The organism is Streptomyces sp. NPDC001450 (assembly GCF_053597295.1).
In genome coordinates this window covers 95,459-108,141 of record NZ_JBSFHY010000015.1, presented here as the reverse complement: position 1 = coordinate 108,141, position 12,683 = coordinate 95,459, and the positions used below count along the sequence as shown (strand labels likewise).

Sequence of the window (12,683 nt, the reverse complement as noted above, 5' to 3'; positions counted from 1 at the left end):
ACACGTTGAAAACCTGAAACGGGTTCGACGTGGGAACAATCCAGCCAGCATCCGCACACGCTCATCAGGCAACGAGGAGTAGGACCATGTCCGAGACGCAGAAGGTGGAGCAGCGGCCGGATACCGCGCCACCTGCCGGGAGCAGCGTCGACCGGTACTTCAGAATCTCCGAGCGGGGATCGACCTTCGGCCGGGAGATACGGGGCGGCTTCGCCACGTTCTTCACCATGGCCTACATCCTTGTCCTGAATCCAATCATCCTGGGCAGTGCCAAGGACAAGTTCGGCCACTCCCTCGACACCGGCCAACTCGTCACCGCCACCGCGCTGGTGGCCTGTGTGATGACGATCATCATGGGTGTCGGCGGCAACCTCCCGCTCGCGATCGCCGCCGGCCTCGGCCTCAACGCCGTCGTCGCCTTCCAACTCGCCCCGCTGATGAGCTGGTCCGACGCGATGGGCCTGGTCGTCCTCGAAGGCCTCGTGATCTGTCTGCTGGTCCTCACCGGGCTCCGGGAAGCGATCATGAACGCGATCCCGCAGCAGCTGAAGCAGGCCATCGGCGTCGGCATCGGCCTGTTCATCGCCTTCATCGGCTTCGTCGACGCCGGGTTCGTCAGCCGCATCCCGGACGCCGCGCACACCACCGTCCCGGTGCAGCTCGGCGCCGTCGGCCGCCTCACCGGCTGGCCCGTCCTCGTCTTCTGTCTCGGCGTCCTGCTGACCATCGCGCTGCTCGCCCGCAAGGTGAAGGGCGCGATCCTCATCAGCATCGTGACGATGACCGTCGTCGCGATCGTCATCGACGCCGTCGCCGACATCAAGAGCTGGGGCCTGACCACCCCGAAGGTCCCGGACAAGCTGGTCGCCGCCCCGGACTTCGGGCTCGTCGGTCACTTCAGCCTGTTCGGCGGCTTCGCCAAGGCCGGCTTCCTCACCGCCGTCCTGCTGGTCTTCACCCTCATCCTGTCCGACTTCTTCGACGCCATGGGCACCATCGTCGGCATCAGCGCCGAGGCCGGACTGCTCGACGAGAAGGGGCAGGTGCCCGGCATCGGCCGTGTGCTGTTCATCGACGGCGCCGCCGCCGTCGCCGGCGGTGTCGGCTCCGCCTCCTCCAACACCGCCTACATCGAGTCCGCGGCCGGTGTCGGCGAGGGCGCCCGCACCGGCTTCGCCAACCTGGTCACCGGCGGCCTCTTCGGCCTCGCGCTCTTCCTCACCCCGCTGCTGACGATCGTCCCGCTGCAGGCGGCGGCGCCCGCGCTGATCGCGGTGGGCTTCCTGATGATGACCCACGTCAAGCACATCGACTGGGACAAGTACGAGATCGCCATCCCGGCGTTCCTCACCATCGCCGCGATGCCGTTCACGTACTCGATAACCGATGGCATCGGCGCGGGCTTCCTGTCGTACGTGGTCATCAAGACGGTCCTCGGCAAGGCGAAGGAGGTCAACTGGCTGCTGTGGGGCGTGTCCGTGCTCTTCCTGGTGTACTTCGCGATTGATCCGGTGGAGCAGATCCTGGGCGTGAAGTAGGGCAGAGGGGGCGGTGGTGCCGAACCGCCCCCTTCCCGTCGGCTACTTGAGTGCCGCCTGCATCATCGCCTTCGCCACCGGCGCCGCCAGCCCGTTGCCGCTCACCTCGGACCGGGCCGCATCCGACTGCTCCACCATCACCGCCACGGCGACCTCCTTGCCGCTGCTGTCGGACTTGCCGTAGGACGTGAACCAGGCGTACGGCGTCTTGCTGTTGTTCTCGCCGTGCTGGGCGGTACCGGTCTTGCCGCCGACGGTCACCCCGTCGATCAGCGCGTTCGTACCGGTGCCGTCCTTCACCACCGTCTCCATCGCCGACTGCAACTGCTCGGCGGTGGAGGAGCTCACGATCTCCCTGGTGTCGGCGCTGTCGTCATAGTCCTTCAGCACATCGCCGCCGCTGTCGGTGATCTGCGACACCATGTGCGGCGAGACCAGCTTGCCGCCGTTGGCTATGGCCGCGGACACCATGGCCATCTGGAGCGGGGTGGCGGTGACGTCGAACTGGCCGATGCCCGACAGGGCGGTCTGCGCCTTGTCCATGTTCGAGGGGTAGACGCTGGCGTAGGCCCGCACCGGCACGTCCAGCGCGTCGTCGTCGAAGCCGAACTTCTCGGCCATCGCCTTCACCTTGTCCTGGCCGAGGTCGACGGCCATCCTGCCGAAGACGTTGTTGCAGGAGTAGCGCAGGGCGACCCGGATCGACGCGTTCTTGCACGGGGCCGACTTGTTCTCGTTGTCCAGCACCCGTGTGGTGCCCGGCAGGGTGTACGGGTCCGGGCTGTCGGTGCGTTCGTCCACGTTCTCGTACAGCCCGTCCTCCAGCGCGGCGGCCGCCACGACCAGCTTGAACGTCGAGCCCGGCGGCAGCGGCTGGCGCAGCGCCCGGTTGGTGAGCGGCTTGTCCTTGTCCGCGTTGAGCTTCTTCCAGGCCACCCCGGCCGTGTTCGCGTCGGTGAGCTGCGCGGGGTCGTACGACGGGGTCGACACCACGGCGAGGATCTTGCCGGTCTTCGGGTCGATGGCGACCGCCGCGCCCTTGTTGTCGCCGAGCGCGTCGTACGCCGCCTTCTGCACGGCCGGGTCGATCGTGGTGAGCACGTCGCCCGGGTCGGCGCGCTCACCGGTGACCGTGTCCATCACGGACTTGAGCCGGTTGTCCGTGCCGTTGAGGAGGTCCTGGTAGATGCCCTCCAGCTGGGTCGGGGCGTAGGCCTGCGAGGCGTAGCCCGTCACCGCCGCGTACAGCCTGCCGTTCTTGTACGTCCGTTTGTACGCGAGGTCGCTCCCCTTCGTCCGCGCCGAGCCGGTGATCGCGTCTCCGGCCACGATGATGTTCCCGAGCGGCTGTGAGTACGTCTCGATGACGTTCCGCCGGTTGTCGTTGTCGTCCGCGAGGGCCTTGCCGTCGTAGAACTGCACCCAGGTCGCCCTGACCAGCAGGGCGAGCACGAGCAGCAGCGCGAAGACGGACGCCCGCCTGATCGTCTTGTTCATGCCGCTCGTGAAGACGACCGGGACGAGGGCGATCGTTCCCGTACGTCCCGCTTTCTCATCGCACGTTCAGAAAACCGGCCTCGTACGCGGCGATCACCGCCTGTGTCCGGTCCCGGGCGCCCGTCTTGGCCAGCACCGCCGCGACGTGCGACTTGACGGTGGCGGGGCCGACGTCCATGCGCCGGGCGATCTCCGCGTTGGTCAGCCCGGCGGCCATGTGCCGCAGCACCTCGCTCTCCCGTCCGGTGAGCCTGCTCACCCACGCCGGGGGTGCGGGCACGGTGCGCGCGTGCTCGGCCGCGAGGGCGCGTACGGCCGACGGGAACAGCAGGCTGTCGGTGCGCGCGACCAGCCGTACCGCCTGGACGAGCGCGTCGGCGTCCGCCCGCTTCAGCAGGAATCCGGCGGCTCCGGCGCGCAGCGCGTCGTACACGTAGGAGTCGTTCTCGAAGGTGGTCACGACCACGACCCGGGGCGGTTCGTCGAGGGTGGCGAGGATCTGCTCGGTGGCCCGGATGCCGTCGACCTCCGGCATGCGGACGTCCATCAGGACGACGTCGGGACGCAGCTCCCGGACGACGGACACCGCCTCGGCGCCGGTCGCCGCCTCGCCGACCACCTCGAGGCCGGGCTCGGCGGAGAGAATGGCGCGCAGGGCGGTGCGGACCATGCGCTCGTCGTCGGCGAGGACGATCCGGATGGCGGGCCGGGTCGTGCCCGCCCTTTCGTCGGTCACGTGGATCCCTTCAGAGGCAGTCGGACGTGCAGGCGCCAGGTGTCGTTCTCGGCCCCCGCCCGGCAGACACCGCCGAGCAGCCGTACCCGGTCGGCGATGCCCCGCAGGCCGTGGCCGCCGCCGGGGCGGGGAGCGGGGCAGGCGCCGACGGGGTTCTCGACGGTGATGTCCAGGTGGCCGTCGGCGATGGCGATGCGGAGGGCGACCGGTTCGCCGGCGTGCTTGAGGGCGTTGTTCAGACCCTCCTGGACGATCCGGTACGCCTCCCGGGAGACCAGCGGGGGCAGGGCGGCGGGGCCGGTGTCGACGGTGGCCGTCACGCGCTGCCCGGCCGCCCGGGTCCGGCGCAGCAGCCCGTCCAGATCGGCCGCGAGGGTCGGGGCGGGGGCGGCGCCCGGTGCGTCGCCGTCCCGCAACACGCCCAGTACGGCGTCCAGTTCGCCGACCGTGCGCCGGGTGGTGTCCTCGATGGCGGCCAGCGCCTCGCGGGCGAAGTCCGGGTCGGTGTCGAGGACGCGGCGGGCGGCGCTCGCCTGCAGGGTGACGGCGCTCAGCGCGTGTCCGACGGAGTCGTGCAGCTCGCGGGCGAGCCGGTTGCGTACGGCGAGGTCGGCGGCGCGGGCCTCGGCCGCGGCGAGCCGGTCCGCCGGGCTCGGCCCGAGCAGGACCGGTGCCCAGTGGGCGAGCAGTGCCCCGCAGGCGGCGACGCAGGCGGCGAGGGCGAGCAGCATGGCGAGGCCGGCGACCGGGCAGAGCGCCAACGCCCAGCCCTGGTCGAGGACTTCGGGCGTGCCGAGCCGGGTGTCGCGCAGTCCCTGGAACAGGGGCAGCATCATGAGGAACACCGCGAACGGCGGTACGGCCAGCGACATCCCGGAGATGATCCCGCCGAGGCCCAGATGCAGTGTGAACCAGGCGGCCGTACGCCTCCGTTCGGACCGCGTCCGGGCCGGGCCGTGGGCGAGGGCGTCCGCCTCGATGCCGCACAGGGCGCGTGCGGCGCCGGCCTCCAGCGGGCGGGTCAGCGGAAAGAGCGAGGTCACGGTGGCGAGCGGCAACCCGACCGCGAACGAACCGAGTTGCAGGGGCAGGGACCCGAACACGTCGTCCACACCGGTGAGCGGGCCGACGATCACCGAGCCGACGAGAACGTACGGCATGGCGAGCGCGCCGCCGAGGACGAGATGGATCCAGCGGCGCCGGGCCCGCCCGCCGAACAGGAGTCCCCACGCCCTGGTCACCGCGGGGTCCTGGCCGACCGGTCCGCGAAGTGGTGGGCGGCGACGGTCGCCACGAGCAGGCCGACGATCATCTGAACAGCGTAGGTGAGGCTCATCGCCGGTGTCGGGCGCTCGGCGAGATCGTGGGAGGTCACCAGGGCGCTGAGCGCCATCCAGCCGCCCCAGCAGGCCACCGCCCCGGAGCCGACCCAGGCCAGGGCGAGCGGCACGGAGACCGGCAGGGGGCGGCCGCGGCGGAAGGCGAGCTGCCAGGCGCCGGCGACGGCGGCGGCGAGGAAGCCGGCGAAGACGACCTCCATGAGCCGGCCGCCGCCGATGTTCCGCCCGGCCGTGAACCCGCAGGCCCACAGCAGCCGCAGCGTGCCCGGGAAGAGTGCGAGCAGCGCCGCCGTCACGGCGGTTGTCCGCTGTGCGGCCGCCGTGCTGTGCTCGGGCAGCTCCCACACCCGCCCCCGCCACAGGTGGCCCCACCGCTCGCGGGCGTACCCGACGAACAGCGTCCCCAGAGCGAGCCCCTGCACGATGAACCCCCCGTACACGACCCCGAACACCCATCCGTCGAGGAACGGCCGGTCGTCACCGCTGTCCGTACCCCCGTGCACGACCATCTGCAGCGGGAACCCGACCATGATCGGCGCGAGCAGCCCCGTGGCGACCCACATCGGCACCGCGAGCACCCAGGCGGGCACCCGCCGCCCCCACGCCTGGGTCAGCAACAGCGCCAGCACGATGACAGCGGCGTCCATGAGCACGGTGAGCCCGTTGGCCAGAGCCATGACCATCCGGTGCTCCAGCAACGGACTCCCCTCCGGGATACCGAGACGACTCCCGCAGATCCAGGCGAGTTTGAGGGACAGGTACGGCAGACAGGAGACGATGGCGACGAGCCGCAGCACGGGGCGGAGCCGCAGGCTGGTGGCGTCGGCAGCGGTTGAGGAAGTCATGCCTCAACGCTCCCGCGCCCAAGGGCCGGCCCACTTCCTGCGCGACGACGATCCGTCTCCGCCGCTCGGCGGAGACGCCGTCCTCCTCACAGCCTCCGCGTGGCCAGCGTCAGGCGGTCCCTCGCGTCGAACAGGGCGTCCTTGATCATCTGCTCGTGGGCGGGGGTCAGGCGGGCCACCGGGACCGAGCAGCTGATGGCGTCGCGGGCGGGGGTGCGGTACGGGATCGCCACGCCGAAGCAGCGCAGGCCGAGCGTGTTCTCCTCGCGGTCCACGGCGAAGCCCTGCTCGCGGACCTGGTGCAGTTCCTCGATCAGCTTCTCGCGGTCGGTGATGGTGTGCTCGGTCAGGGCGGGGAGGGTCTCCGGGAGGAGCTTGCGGACCTGCTCGTCGGTGTGCGTGGCGAGCAGCGCCTTGCCGAGGGACGTGGAGTGGGCGGGCAGCCGGCGGCCGACGCGGGTGAAGGGGCGCAGGTAGTGCTGGGACTGGCGGGTGGCCAGGTAGACGACGTTCGTGCCGTCGAGGCGGGCCAGGTGGATGGTCTCCGTGGTGTCGTCGGAGAGACGGTCCAGGGTCGGGCGGGCCGCCGCCACCACCTCGTCGCCGTCGATGTAGGAGGTGCCCACGAGCAGTGCCCGCACCCCGATGCCGTACCGCGTCCCCGTCGCGTCGGTCTCCACCCAGCCCAGCTCCACGAGCGTGCGCAGCAGCATGTACAGGCTGGACTTGGGGTAGCCCACGGCCTCCTGGACGGCCGCGAGGGAGTGCATACCGGGCTTGCCGGCGAAGTACTCGAGCAATTCAACGGTCCGCACCGCGGACTTGACCTGCGACCCGCCGCCTGTCTCGCCTGCCGACATCGCCCCTGACCCCTTCGTTCGACGAGAGCCTAGATATATAGTCTCCGAGCAGCGTATTCATCATCAGAGACAGTGTTCAGTATATCGAACGCGGCTGATGGTTGACCCAGGAAGTGCGGCCTTACTTGGAGGGACCCGCGGTGGCAGCAGCACCAGTCTGGAGTGTCGACCCGCGCACCGGGAAGCAGCGTGAACAGGTTGCGGTGGAGGCCACAGCCCAGGAGGTGGACGCGGCCGTCCGGGCGGCACACGCGGTGCGCGGTGCCCTCGCCGACCGCACCGTCCGCTCCGCCTTCCTCCGCTCGGCCGCGGCAGGCCTGGACGCGGCGAAGGACCCTCTGATCGAGACCGCCGACGCCGAGACCGCCCTCGGCCCGGTCCGGCTGACCGGCGAACTCGCCCGTACGGCGTTCCAGTTGCGGGCCTTCGCCGACATCGTCGACGAGGGCGCCTTCCTGGACGTCATCATCAACCACCCCGACGACACCGCCACCCCGCCCATACCGGACCTGCGTCGTTACAAGGTCCCGCTGGGTGTCGTGGCCGTCTACTCCGCCTCCAACTTCCCCTTCGCCTTCTCCGTCGCGGGCGGCGACACCGCGAGCGCGCTGGCCGCGGGCTGCCCGGTGGTCGTCAAGGCCCACCCCGACCACCCGGCCCTGTCCGAGCTGGTCGCCAAGGTGCTGCGCCGGGCCGCCGCCGAGCACGGCATCCCCGAGGGGGTCGTCGGCCTGGTGCACGGCTTCGAGGCGGGCGTCGAGCTGATCAGGCACCCGCTGGTCACGGCCGCGGGCTTCACCGGATCCGTACGCGGTGGGCGTGCCCTGTTCGACGCGGCCGCCGCGCGCCCGGTGCCGATCCCGTTCCACGGTGAGCTGGGCTCGCTGAACCCGGTCCTGGTGACCGAGGCGGCGGCGACCGAGCGGGCGGAGGCGATCGGGTCCGGTCTCGCCGGGTCCATGACGCTGGGCGTCGGCCAGTTCTGCGTCAAGCCGGGCCTGGTGCTGGTGCCGTCCGGCGCGGCGGGCGACGGCCTGGTCAAGGCGCTCACGGACGCCGTCAGCGACACCGACGCGGGTGTCCTCCTCGACCACCGCATGCGGGACAACTTCGTCGCGGGTGTCGCCGAGCGGGCGCAGCTGCCCGAGGTGGACTCGCCGGTCACGCCGGGCGCGGGCGGCGAGCACACGGTCAGCGCGGGATTCCTCACGGTGCCGGCGAGCAGGCTGGCCGAGGCGGGCGCGTACGACCTGCTGCTGGAGGAGTGCTTCGGGCCGGTGACCGTGGTGGTCCGGTACGAGGACGAGGGCGAGGCGACGGCGGTGCTGTCGCGGCTGCCGGGCAACCTCACGGCGACCGTCCATCTGTCGGCCGAGGAGGCCGCCGGGGAGGGCCGGGGCGCCGAGCTGCTCGCGGAGCTGACTCCGCTGGCCGGGCGCGTGCTGGTGAACGGATGGCCGACGGGCGTGGCCGTGGCCCCGGCCCAGCACCACGGCGGTCCGTACCCGGCGACCACCTCCACCTCCACGTCCGTGGGCGGTACGGCCATCGAGCGGTGGCTGCGGCCCGTCACCTACCAGGGCGCGCCGGAGGCCCTGCTGCCGCCGGAGCTGCGGGACGACAACCCGCTGGGGCTCCCGCGGCGGTTCAACGGCGGCCTCGAGCGCTGAACGCGTTCACGAGACGGAGGAAAAAGGAACCTGCGAGACTCGCGCAATGGACGTGGAACTTCCCGAACTCCCTTTCCCTCTTCGCACCTACGGGCCCGACGGCAACTGGTCCTATGAGGGGGGTGTGCTCACCGGGTGGGCCGGGCCCCGGCAGGACCGGTTCGTCACGCCCACCGGTGAGGCCCTGGAGCCCGCCTCCGACGCGCCCCGGCTGCTCGGGGCGCCCGAGGGCGACTTCCGGCTGATAGCGCGGGTCACCGTCGGGTTCGGCGCCGCCTTCGACGCCGGAGTGCTCTACGTCCACGTCGGCGAACGCGCCTGGGCCAAGCTCTGTCTGGAGTACTCCCCGGACGTGCCCACCGTCTGCACGGTGGTCACCCGGGGACACTCCGACGACGCGAACTCCTTCACCGTGGAGGGGAGTTCGGTGTGGCTGCGGGTCAGCCGGACCGGACGGGCCTTCGCCTTCCACGCCTCCCGGGACGGCGAGCGCTGGACCTTCGTCCGGCTCTTCACCCTCGGCGAGGAGAAGGAGACCGGCGCGGCGTTGATCGGCTTCATGACCCAGTCGCCGATGGGCGAGGGCTGTGTGGTGACCTACGACCACATCGAGTTCCGGCCCGGCTGGCCGGACGATCTGCGGGACGGCAGCTGAGGCCGGGGTTCGGCCGGCACGGAACCGGGACCGGTGCCGTCGCGTCCTCCGTTGCATGATCAATGAACGCGTGAGCGGCGCTCTGGTGATCAGGACTGCCCTGGCGGCCGAAGCCGAGGCCGTCGCCGACCTGATGGTGCGAGCCCGGTCCACCTACTACCCGGACGGCCTCCCGGACACCGATGTCGACTGGCCGGACAGGTGGCGGCAGGCCATCGCGCGCCCCGACGGCCATGTGCTGTGCGCGGTGCGCGACACCCGGCTGGTGGGCATCGCCTCCTTCCGCATCCCGGAGGGTTCCCCTGCCGAAACGGTCAAGCTGTTCCAGTTCCACGTCGACCCCGACCGCTGGCGCGAGGGCATCGGCACCGCGCTGCACGCCGCCTGCCTGGAGCAGTGGCGGGCCGACGGTGTGCGGACGGCCGTGCTCGACGTGCACGTCGACAATCACCGTGCCCAGGCCTTCTACGCCCGCCAGGGCTGGGTTCCGGACCCGGAGAACCCGGACGACGGCCACCTTCACCTCAACCTGCGCTTCTCCGTGCCCGGGGAATGACCGTCGCTCATTGAACGTTCACGTACTGGCCGGAGAGAGCCTCCGCGCCCGTACGACCTGGAGAGAGCCGAAGACATGCGCGTCGAGATCTGGAGCGACATCGCCTGCCCCTGGTGCTACGTGGGCAAGGCCCGCTTCGAGAAGGCGCTGGCTGCCTTCCCGCACCGCGACGACGTCGAGGTGGTGCACCGCTCCTTCGAGCTGGACCCGGGCCGCGCCAAGGGCGATGTCCAGCCGGTGATCACCATGCTCACCAGGAAGTACGGCATGAGCGAGGCACAGGCCCAGGCCGGCGAGGACAACCTGGGCGCCCAGGCCGCCGCCGAGGGCCTGGACTACCGCACCCGGGACCGCGACCACGGCAACACCTTCGACATGCACCGTCTGCTGCACTTCGCCAAGGAGCAGGGCAGGCAGGACGAGCTGGTCCAGATCCTGTACCGGGCGAACTTCGCCGAGGAGCGGTCCGTGTTCACCGAGGGCGACGAGCGGCTGGTGGAGCTGGCCGTCGAGGCCGGACTGGACGCCGAGGCCGCCCGCACGGTGCTCGCCGACCCGGCCGCGTACGCCGACGAGGTCCGCGCCGACGAGCGCGAGGCCGCCCAGCTCGGCGCGAACGGCGTGCCCTTCTTCGTCCTGGACCGCACGTACGGCGTCTCCGGCGCCCAGCCCGCCGAGGTCTTCACCCAGGCGCTCACCCAGGCCTGGGGCGAGCATTCCCCGCTGAAGCTGGTCGATCAGGGCGACCAGGGCGAGGGGGCGGTCTGCGGCCCGGACGGGTGCGCGGTGCCGCAGCACTGAGAAACCGCAGGTCGGCGCGGACGTATAAGCGTTCCTGAGTGGATCCACGTAAAAATCCGCAATGGACTACGACTTCATCGGGTCGCAGAGTGGACCCATGGAGACCACGGAGACGTTCGAGAGCCTCGTCCGCGCCGAGTTCACCCCGAGGACCACCTACCTCAACACCGCCGGCGCCGGCCTGCTGCCGGCCCGTACCGTCGCCGCCCTGCACGAGGCGGCGCTGCTGCAGGCCGAGGGGCGTCCGCTGACCTCGCTGTACGAGGACGTCGAGGCCTGCCGGGCCGGGTACGCCCGGATCGCCGGAGTCCCGGCCACCCGGGTCGCGGCGGGCGCCTCGGTCGCCGCGCACTCCGGCGTGATCGCCGCCTCGCTGCCCGCAGGGGCCGAAGTCCTGACCGCCGAGGACGACTTCACCTCCGTGCTGAACCCCTTCCACGTCCGCGGCGACCTCAAGGTCCGCGCGGTGCCGCTGGAGCGGATCGCCGAGTCCGTCCGCCCGGACACCGCGCTGGTCGCGGTCAGTGCCGCGCAGTCCGCCGACGGCCGCATCGCCGACCTGCCCGCCCTGCGGGAGGCCGCCCGCGCGCACGGGGCGCGCACCTACGTCGACTTCTCCCAGGCTGCAGGCTGGCTCCCGATGGACGCGGACGCCTACGACTTCACCGCCACGGTCTCCTTCAAGTGGCTGCTCGGCCCGCACGGCGCGGCCTTCCTCACGGTCCCCGAGGACCTTGGCGGGCTCACCCCGCTGCTCGCGGGCTGGGTCGCGGCCGAGCAGCCGTGGGACAGCTGCTACGGCCCGGTCGGCGAACTCGCCCACTCCGCCCGCCGGTTCGACCTCACCCATGCCCTGTTCAACTACGCCGGGCTGCGCCGCTCCCTCGAACTGATCGAGGAACTCGGCGTGGCCGCCGTCCACGCCCACGACGTGGCCCTCGCCGACCGGTTCCGGGCGGGGCTCGCGACCCTCGGCCACGCGCCCGTGCCCGCCCCCGGCTCGGCGATCGTCTCGGTCCCCGGGCTCGGCGGCCGCCAGCCCGGGCTGAGCCGCGCCGGCATCGAGGTCTCCAACCGCGCGGGCAACCTGCGCGCGGCCTTCCACCTGTTCAACACGCCCGCGGACGTGGACCGCCTGCTGGACGCGCTCTCCGGCTGACAGGACCGGACCGGGACCTCCCGTCCCACACGAGGAGGCCTCGGCCCGGTGCTCTGGGGGGTACTTCACCGGGGTGAAGTCCCTTGCTCCGATGCTGCGTCTTCCGGGGGCAACCCCCGGACCCCGGCCGGATCCAGCTCACCCCACAGGAGTGAAATCCCTTGCCCCGATGAACGTGGGTCGGCGCACCGGCGCGGCGAACGGCTCCACCGCCGCGTTCTCCACGCTGTTGAACACGATGAAGACGTTGCTGCGCGGGAACGGCGTGATGTTGTCGCCGGACCCGTGCATGCAGTTGCAGTCGAACCAGGTCGCCGAGCCGGCCCTGCCGGTGAACAGCCGGATGCCGTACTCGCTCGCCATCTTGGTCAGCGCCTCGTCGGACGGGGTGCCCGCGTCCTGCATCTGCAGCGACTTCTTGTAGTTGTCCTCGGGCGTGGCCCCGGCGCAGCCCAGGAACGTCCGGTGCGAGCCCGGCATGATCATCAGGCCGCCGTTGGTGTCGTGGTTCTCGGTCAACGCGATCGAGACGGACACCGTGCGCATGTTCGGCAGGCCGTCCTCGGCGTGCCAGGTCTCGAAGTCCGAGTGCCAGTAGAAGCCGCTCGCGCCGAAGCCCGGCTTGACGTTGATCCGGGACTGGTGGACGTAGACGTCGGAGCCGAGGATCTGCCGGGCGCGGCCGACCACCCGCTCGTCCCGCACCAGGTTCGCGAACACCTGGCTGATCCGGTGCACCTCGAAGACGGAGCGGATCTCCTGCGACTTCGGTTCGACGATCGAGCGCTCGTCGGCGCGGATCGCCGGGTCGGCGACCAGCCGGTCCAGCTCGGCCTTGTAGACCTCGACCTCGTCGGGGGTGATCAGCTGGTCGATGGCGAGGAACCCGTCACGCTCGTACGACTGGAGGTCGGCGGTCGCGATCGGGCCGGGCGTCTCCGGGGAGCCCCAGACGACCGGATCCTGGCGGGGGACGGTCGCCTCGGCGGGGCCGCGGCTGGGGTACAGGTCGGTGACGGTGGTCAT

At 71.3% G+C, this 12,683-nt stretch carries 12 protein-coding genes; 6 read left to right on the top strand and 6 right to left on the bottom strand.

What is annotated here, in order from left to right:
- Positions 1–86: 86 nt before the first annotated feature.
- Positions 87–1,538 carry an NCS2 family permease gene (locus tag ACWC5O_RS18690; protein ID WP_450588436.1) on the top strand — a complete coding sequence of 484 codons (1,452 nt, stop codon included), beginning with the start codon at positions 87–89 and terminating at the stop codon, positions 1,536–1,538.
- 42 nt (positions 1,539–1,580) lie between these two features.
- On the opposite strand, the gene ACWC5O_RS18685 is transcribed toward ACWC5O_RS18690, so the two are convergent.
- From ACWC5O_RS18685 to ACWC5O_RS18665, 5 genes are all read right to left on the bottom strand, one after another.
- Entirely contained in the window at positions 1,581–3,035 is a 1,455-nt protein-coding gene (locus ACWC5O_RS18685) for a peptidoglycan D,D-transpeptidase FtsI family protein (RefSeq protein WP_450588434.1), read from the bottom strand.
- 55 nt (positions 3,036–3,090) lie between these two features.
- Positions 3,091–3,771: a response regulator transcription factor gene (locus ACWC5O_RS18680; protein WP_450588432.1), complete on the bottom strand. Its 681-nt coding sequence runs from the start codon at positions 3,769–3,771 to the stop codon at positions 3,091–3,093.
- Entirely contained in the window at positions 3,768–5,012 is a 1,245-nt protein-coding gene (locus tag ACWC5O_RS18675) for a sensor histidine kinase (protein ID WP_450588430.1), read from the bottom strand. Before ACWC5O_RS18675 ends, ACWC5O_RS18680 begins: the two co-directional genes overlap by 4 nt.
- Complete coding sequence (locus tag ACWC5O_RS18670) at positions 5,009–5,956, bottom strand: hypothetical protein (protein WP_450588428.1); 948 nt, start codon at positions 5,954–5,956, stop codon at positions 5,009–5,011. The genes ACWC5O_RS18675 and ACWC5O_RS18670 overlap by 4 nt, the downstream gene beginning before the upstream one ends.
- Before the next feature lie 86 nt (positions 5,957–6,042).
- Entirely contained in the window at positions 6,043–6,816 is a 774-nt protein-coding gene (locus ACWC5O_RS18665; RefSeq protein ID WP_450588426.1) for an IclR family transcriptional regulator, read from the bottom strand.
- A 140-nt stretch (positions 6,817–6,956) separates the two neighbouring features.
- Between ACWC5O_RS18665 and ACWC5O_RS18660 the strand changes: the two genes are divergently transcribed.
- The 5 genes from ACWC5O_RS18660 to ACWC5O_RS18640 all read left to right on the top strand — a co-directional run bounded on the left by ACWC5O_RS18660 (position 6,957) and on the right by ACWC5O_RS18640 (position 11,657).
- Positions 6,957–8,486: an aldehyde dehydrogenase (NADP(+)) gene (locus ACWC5O_RS18660; RefSeq protein WP_450588424.1), complete on the top strand. Its 1,530-nt coding sequence runs from the start codon at positions 6,957–6,959 to the stop codon at positions 8,484–8,486.
- A 46-nt stretch (positions 8,487–8,532) separates the two neighbouring features.
- Positions 8,533–9,141 (top strand): DUF1349 domain-containing protein, encoded by a 609-nt coding sequence (locus ACWC5O_RS18655; protein WP_450588422.1) that lies wholly within the window; start codon positions 8,533–8,535, stop codon positions 9,139–9,141.
- 55 nt (positions 9,142–9,196) lie between these two features.
- Positions 9,197–9,697, top strand: coding sequence for an N-acetyltransferase family protein (locus ACWC5O_RS18650; protein WP_450588420.1), 501 nt, complete (start codon positions 9,197–9,199; stop codon positions 9,695–9,697).
- Between the two features lie 75 nt (positions 9,698–9,772).
- Complete coding sequence (locus tag ACWC5O_RS18645) at positions 9,773–10,498, top strand: DsbA family oxidoreductase (protein WP_450588418.1); 726 nt, start codon at positions 9,773–9,775, stop codon at positions 10,496–10,498.
- 97 nt (positions 10,499–10,595) lie between these two features.
- Entirely contained in the window at positions 10,596–11,657 is a 1,062-nt protein-coding gene (locus tag ACWC5O_RS18640) for an aminotransferase class V-fold PLP-dependent enzyme (protein ID WP_450588416.1), read from the top strand.
- Positions 11,658–11,795: 138 nt separating this feature from the next.
- Here ACWC5O_RS18640 and thpD read toward each other — a convergent pair whose 3' ends face one another.
- On the bottom strand, positions 11,796–12,683 hold the full coding sequence (gene thpD, locus ACWC5O_RS18635; RefSeq protein WP_450588414.1) for an ectoine hydroxylase: 888 nt from the start codon (positions 12,681–12,683) through the stop codon (positions 11,796–11,798).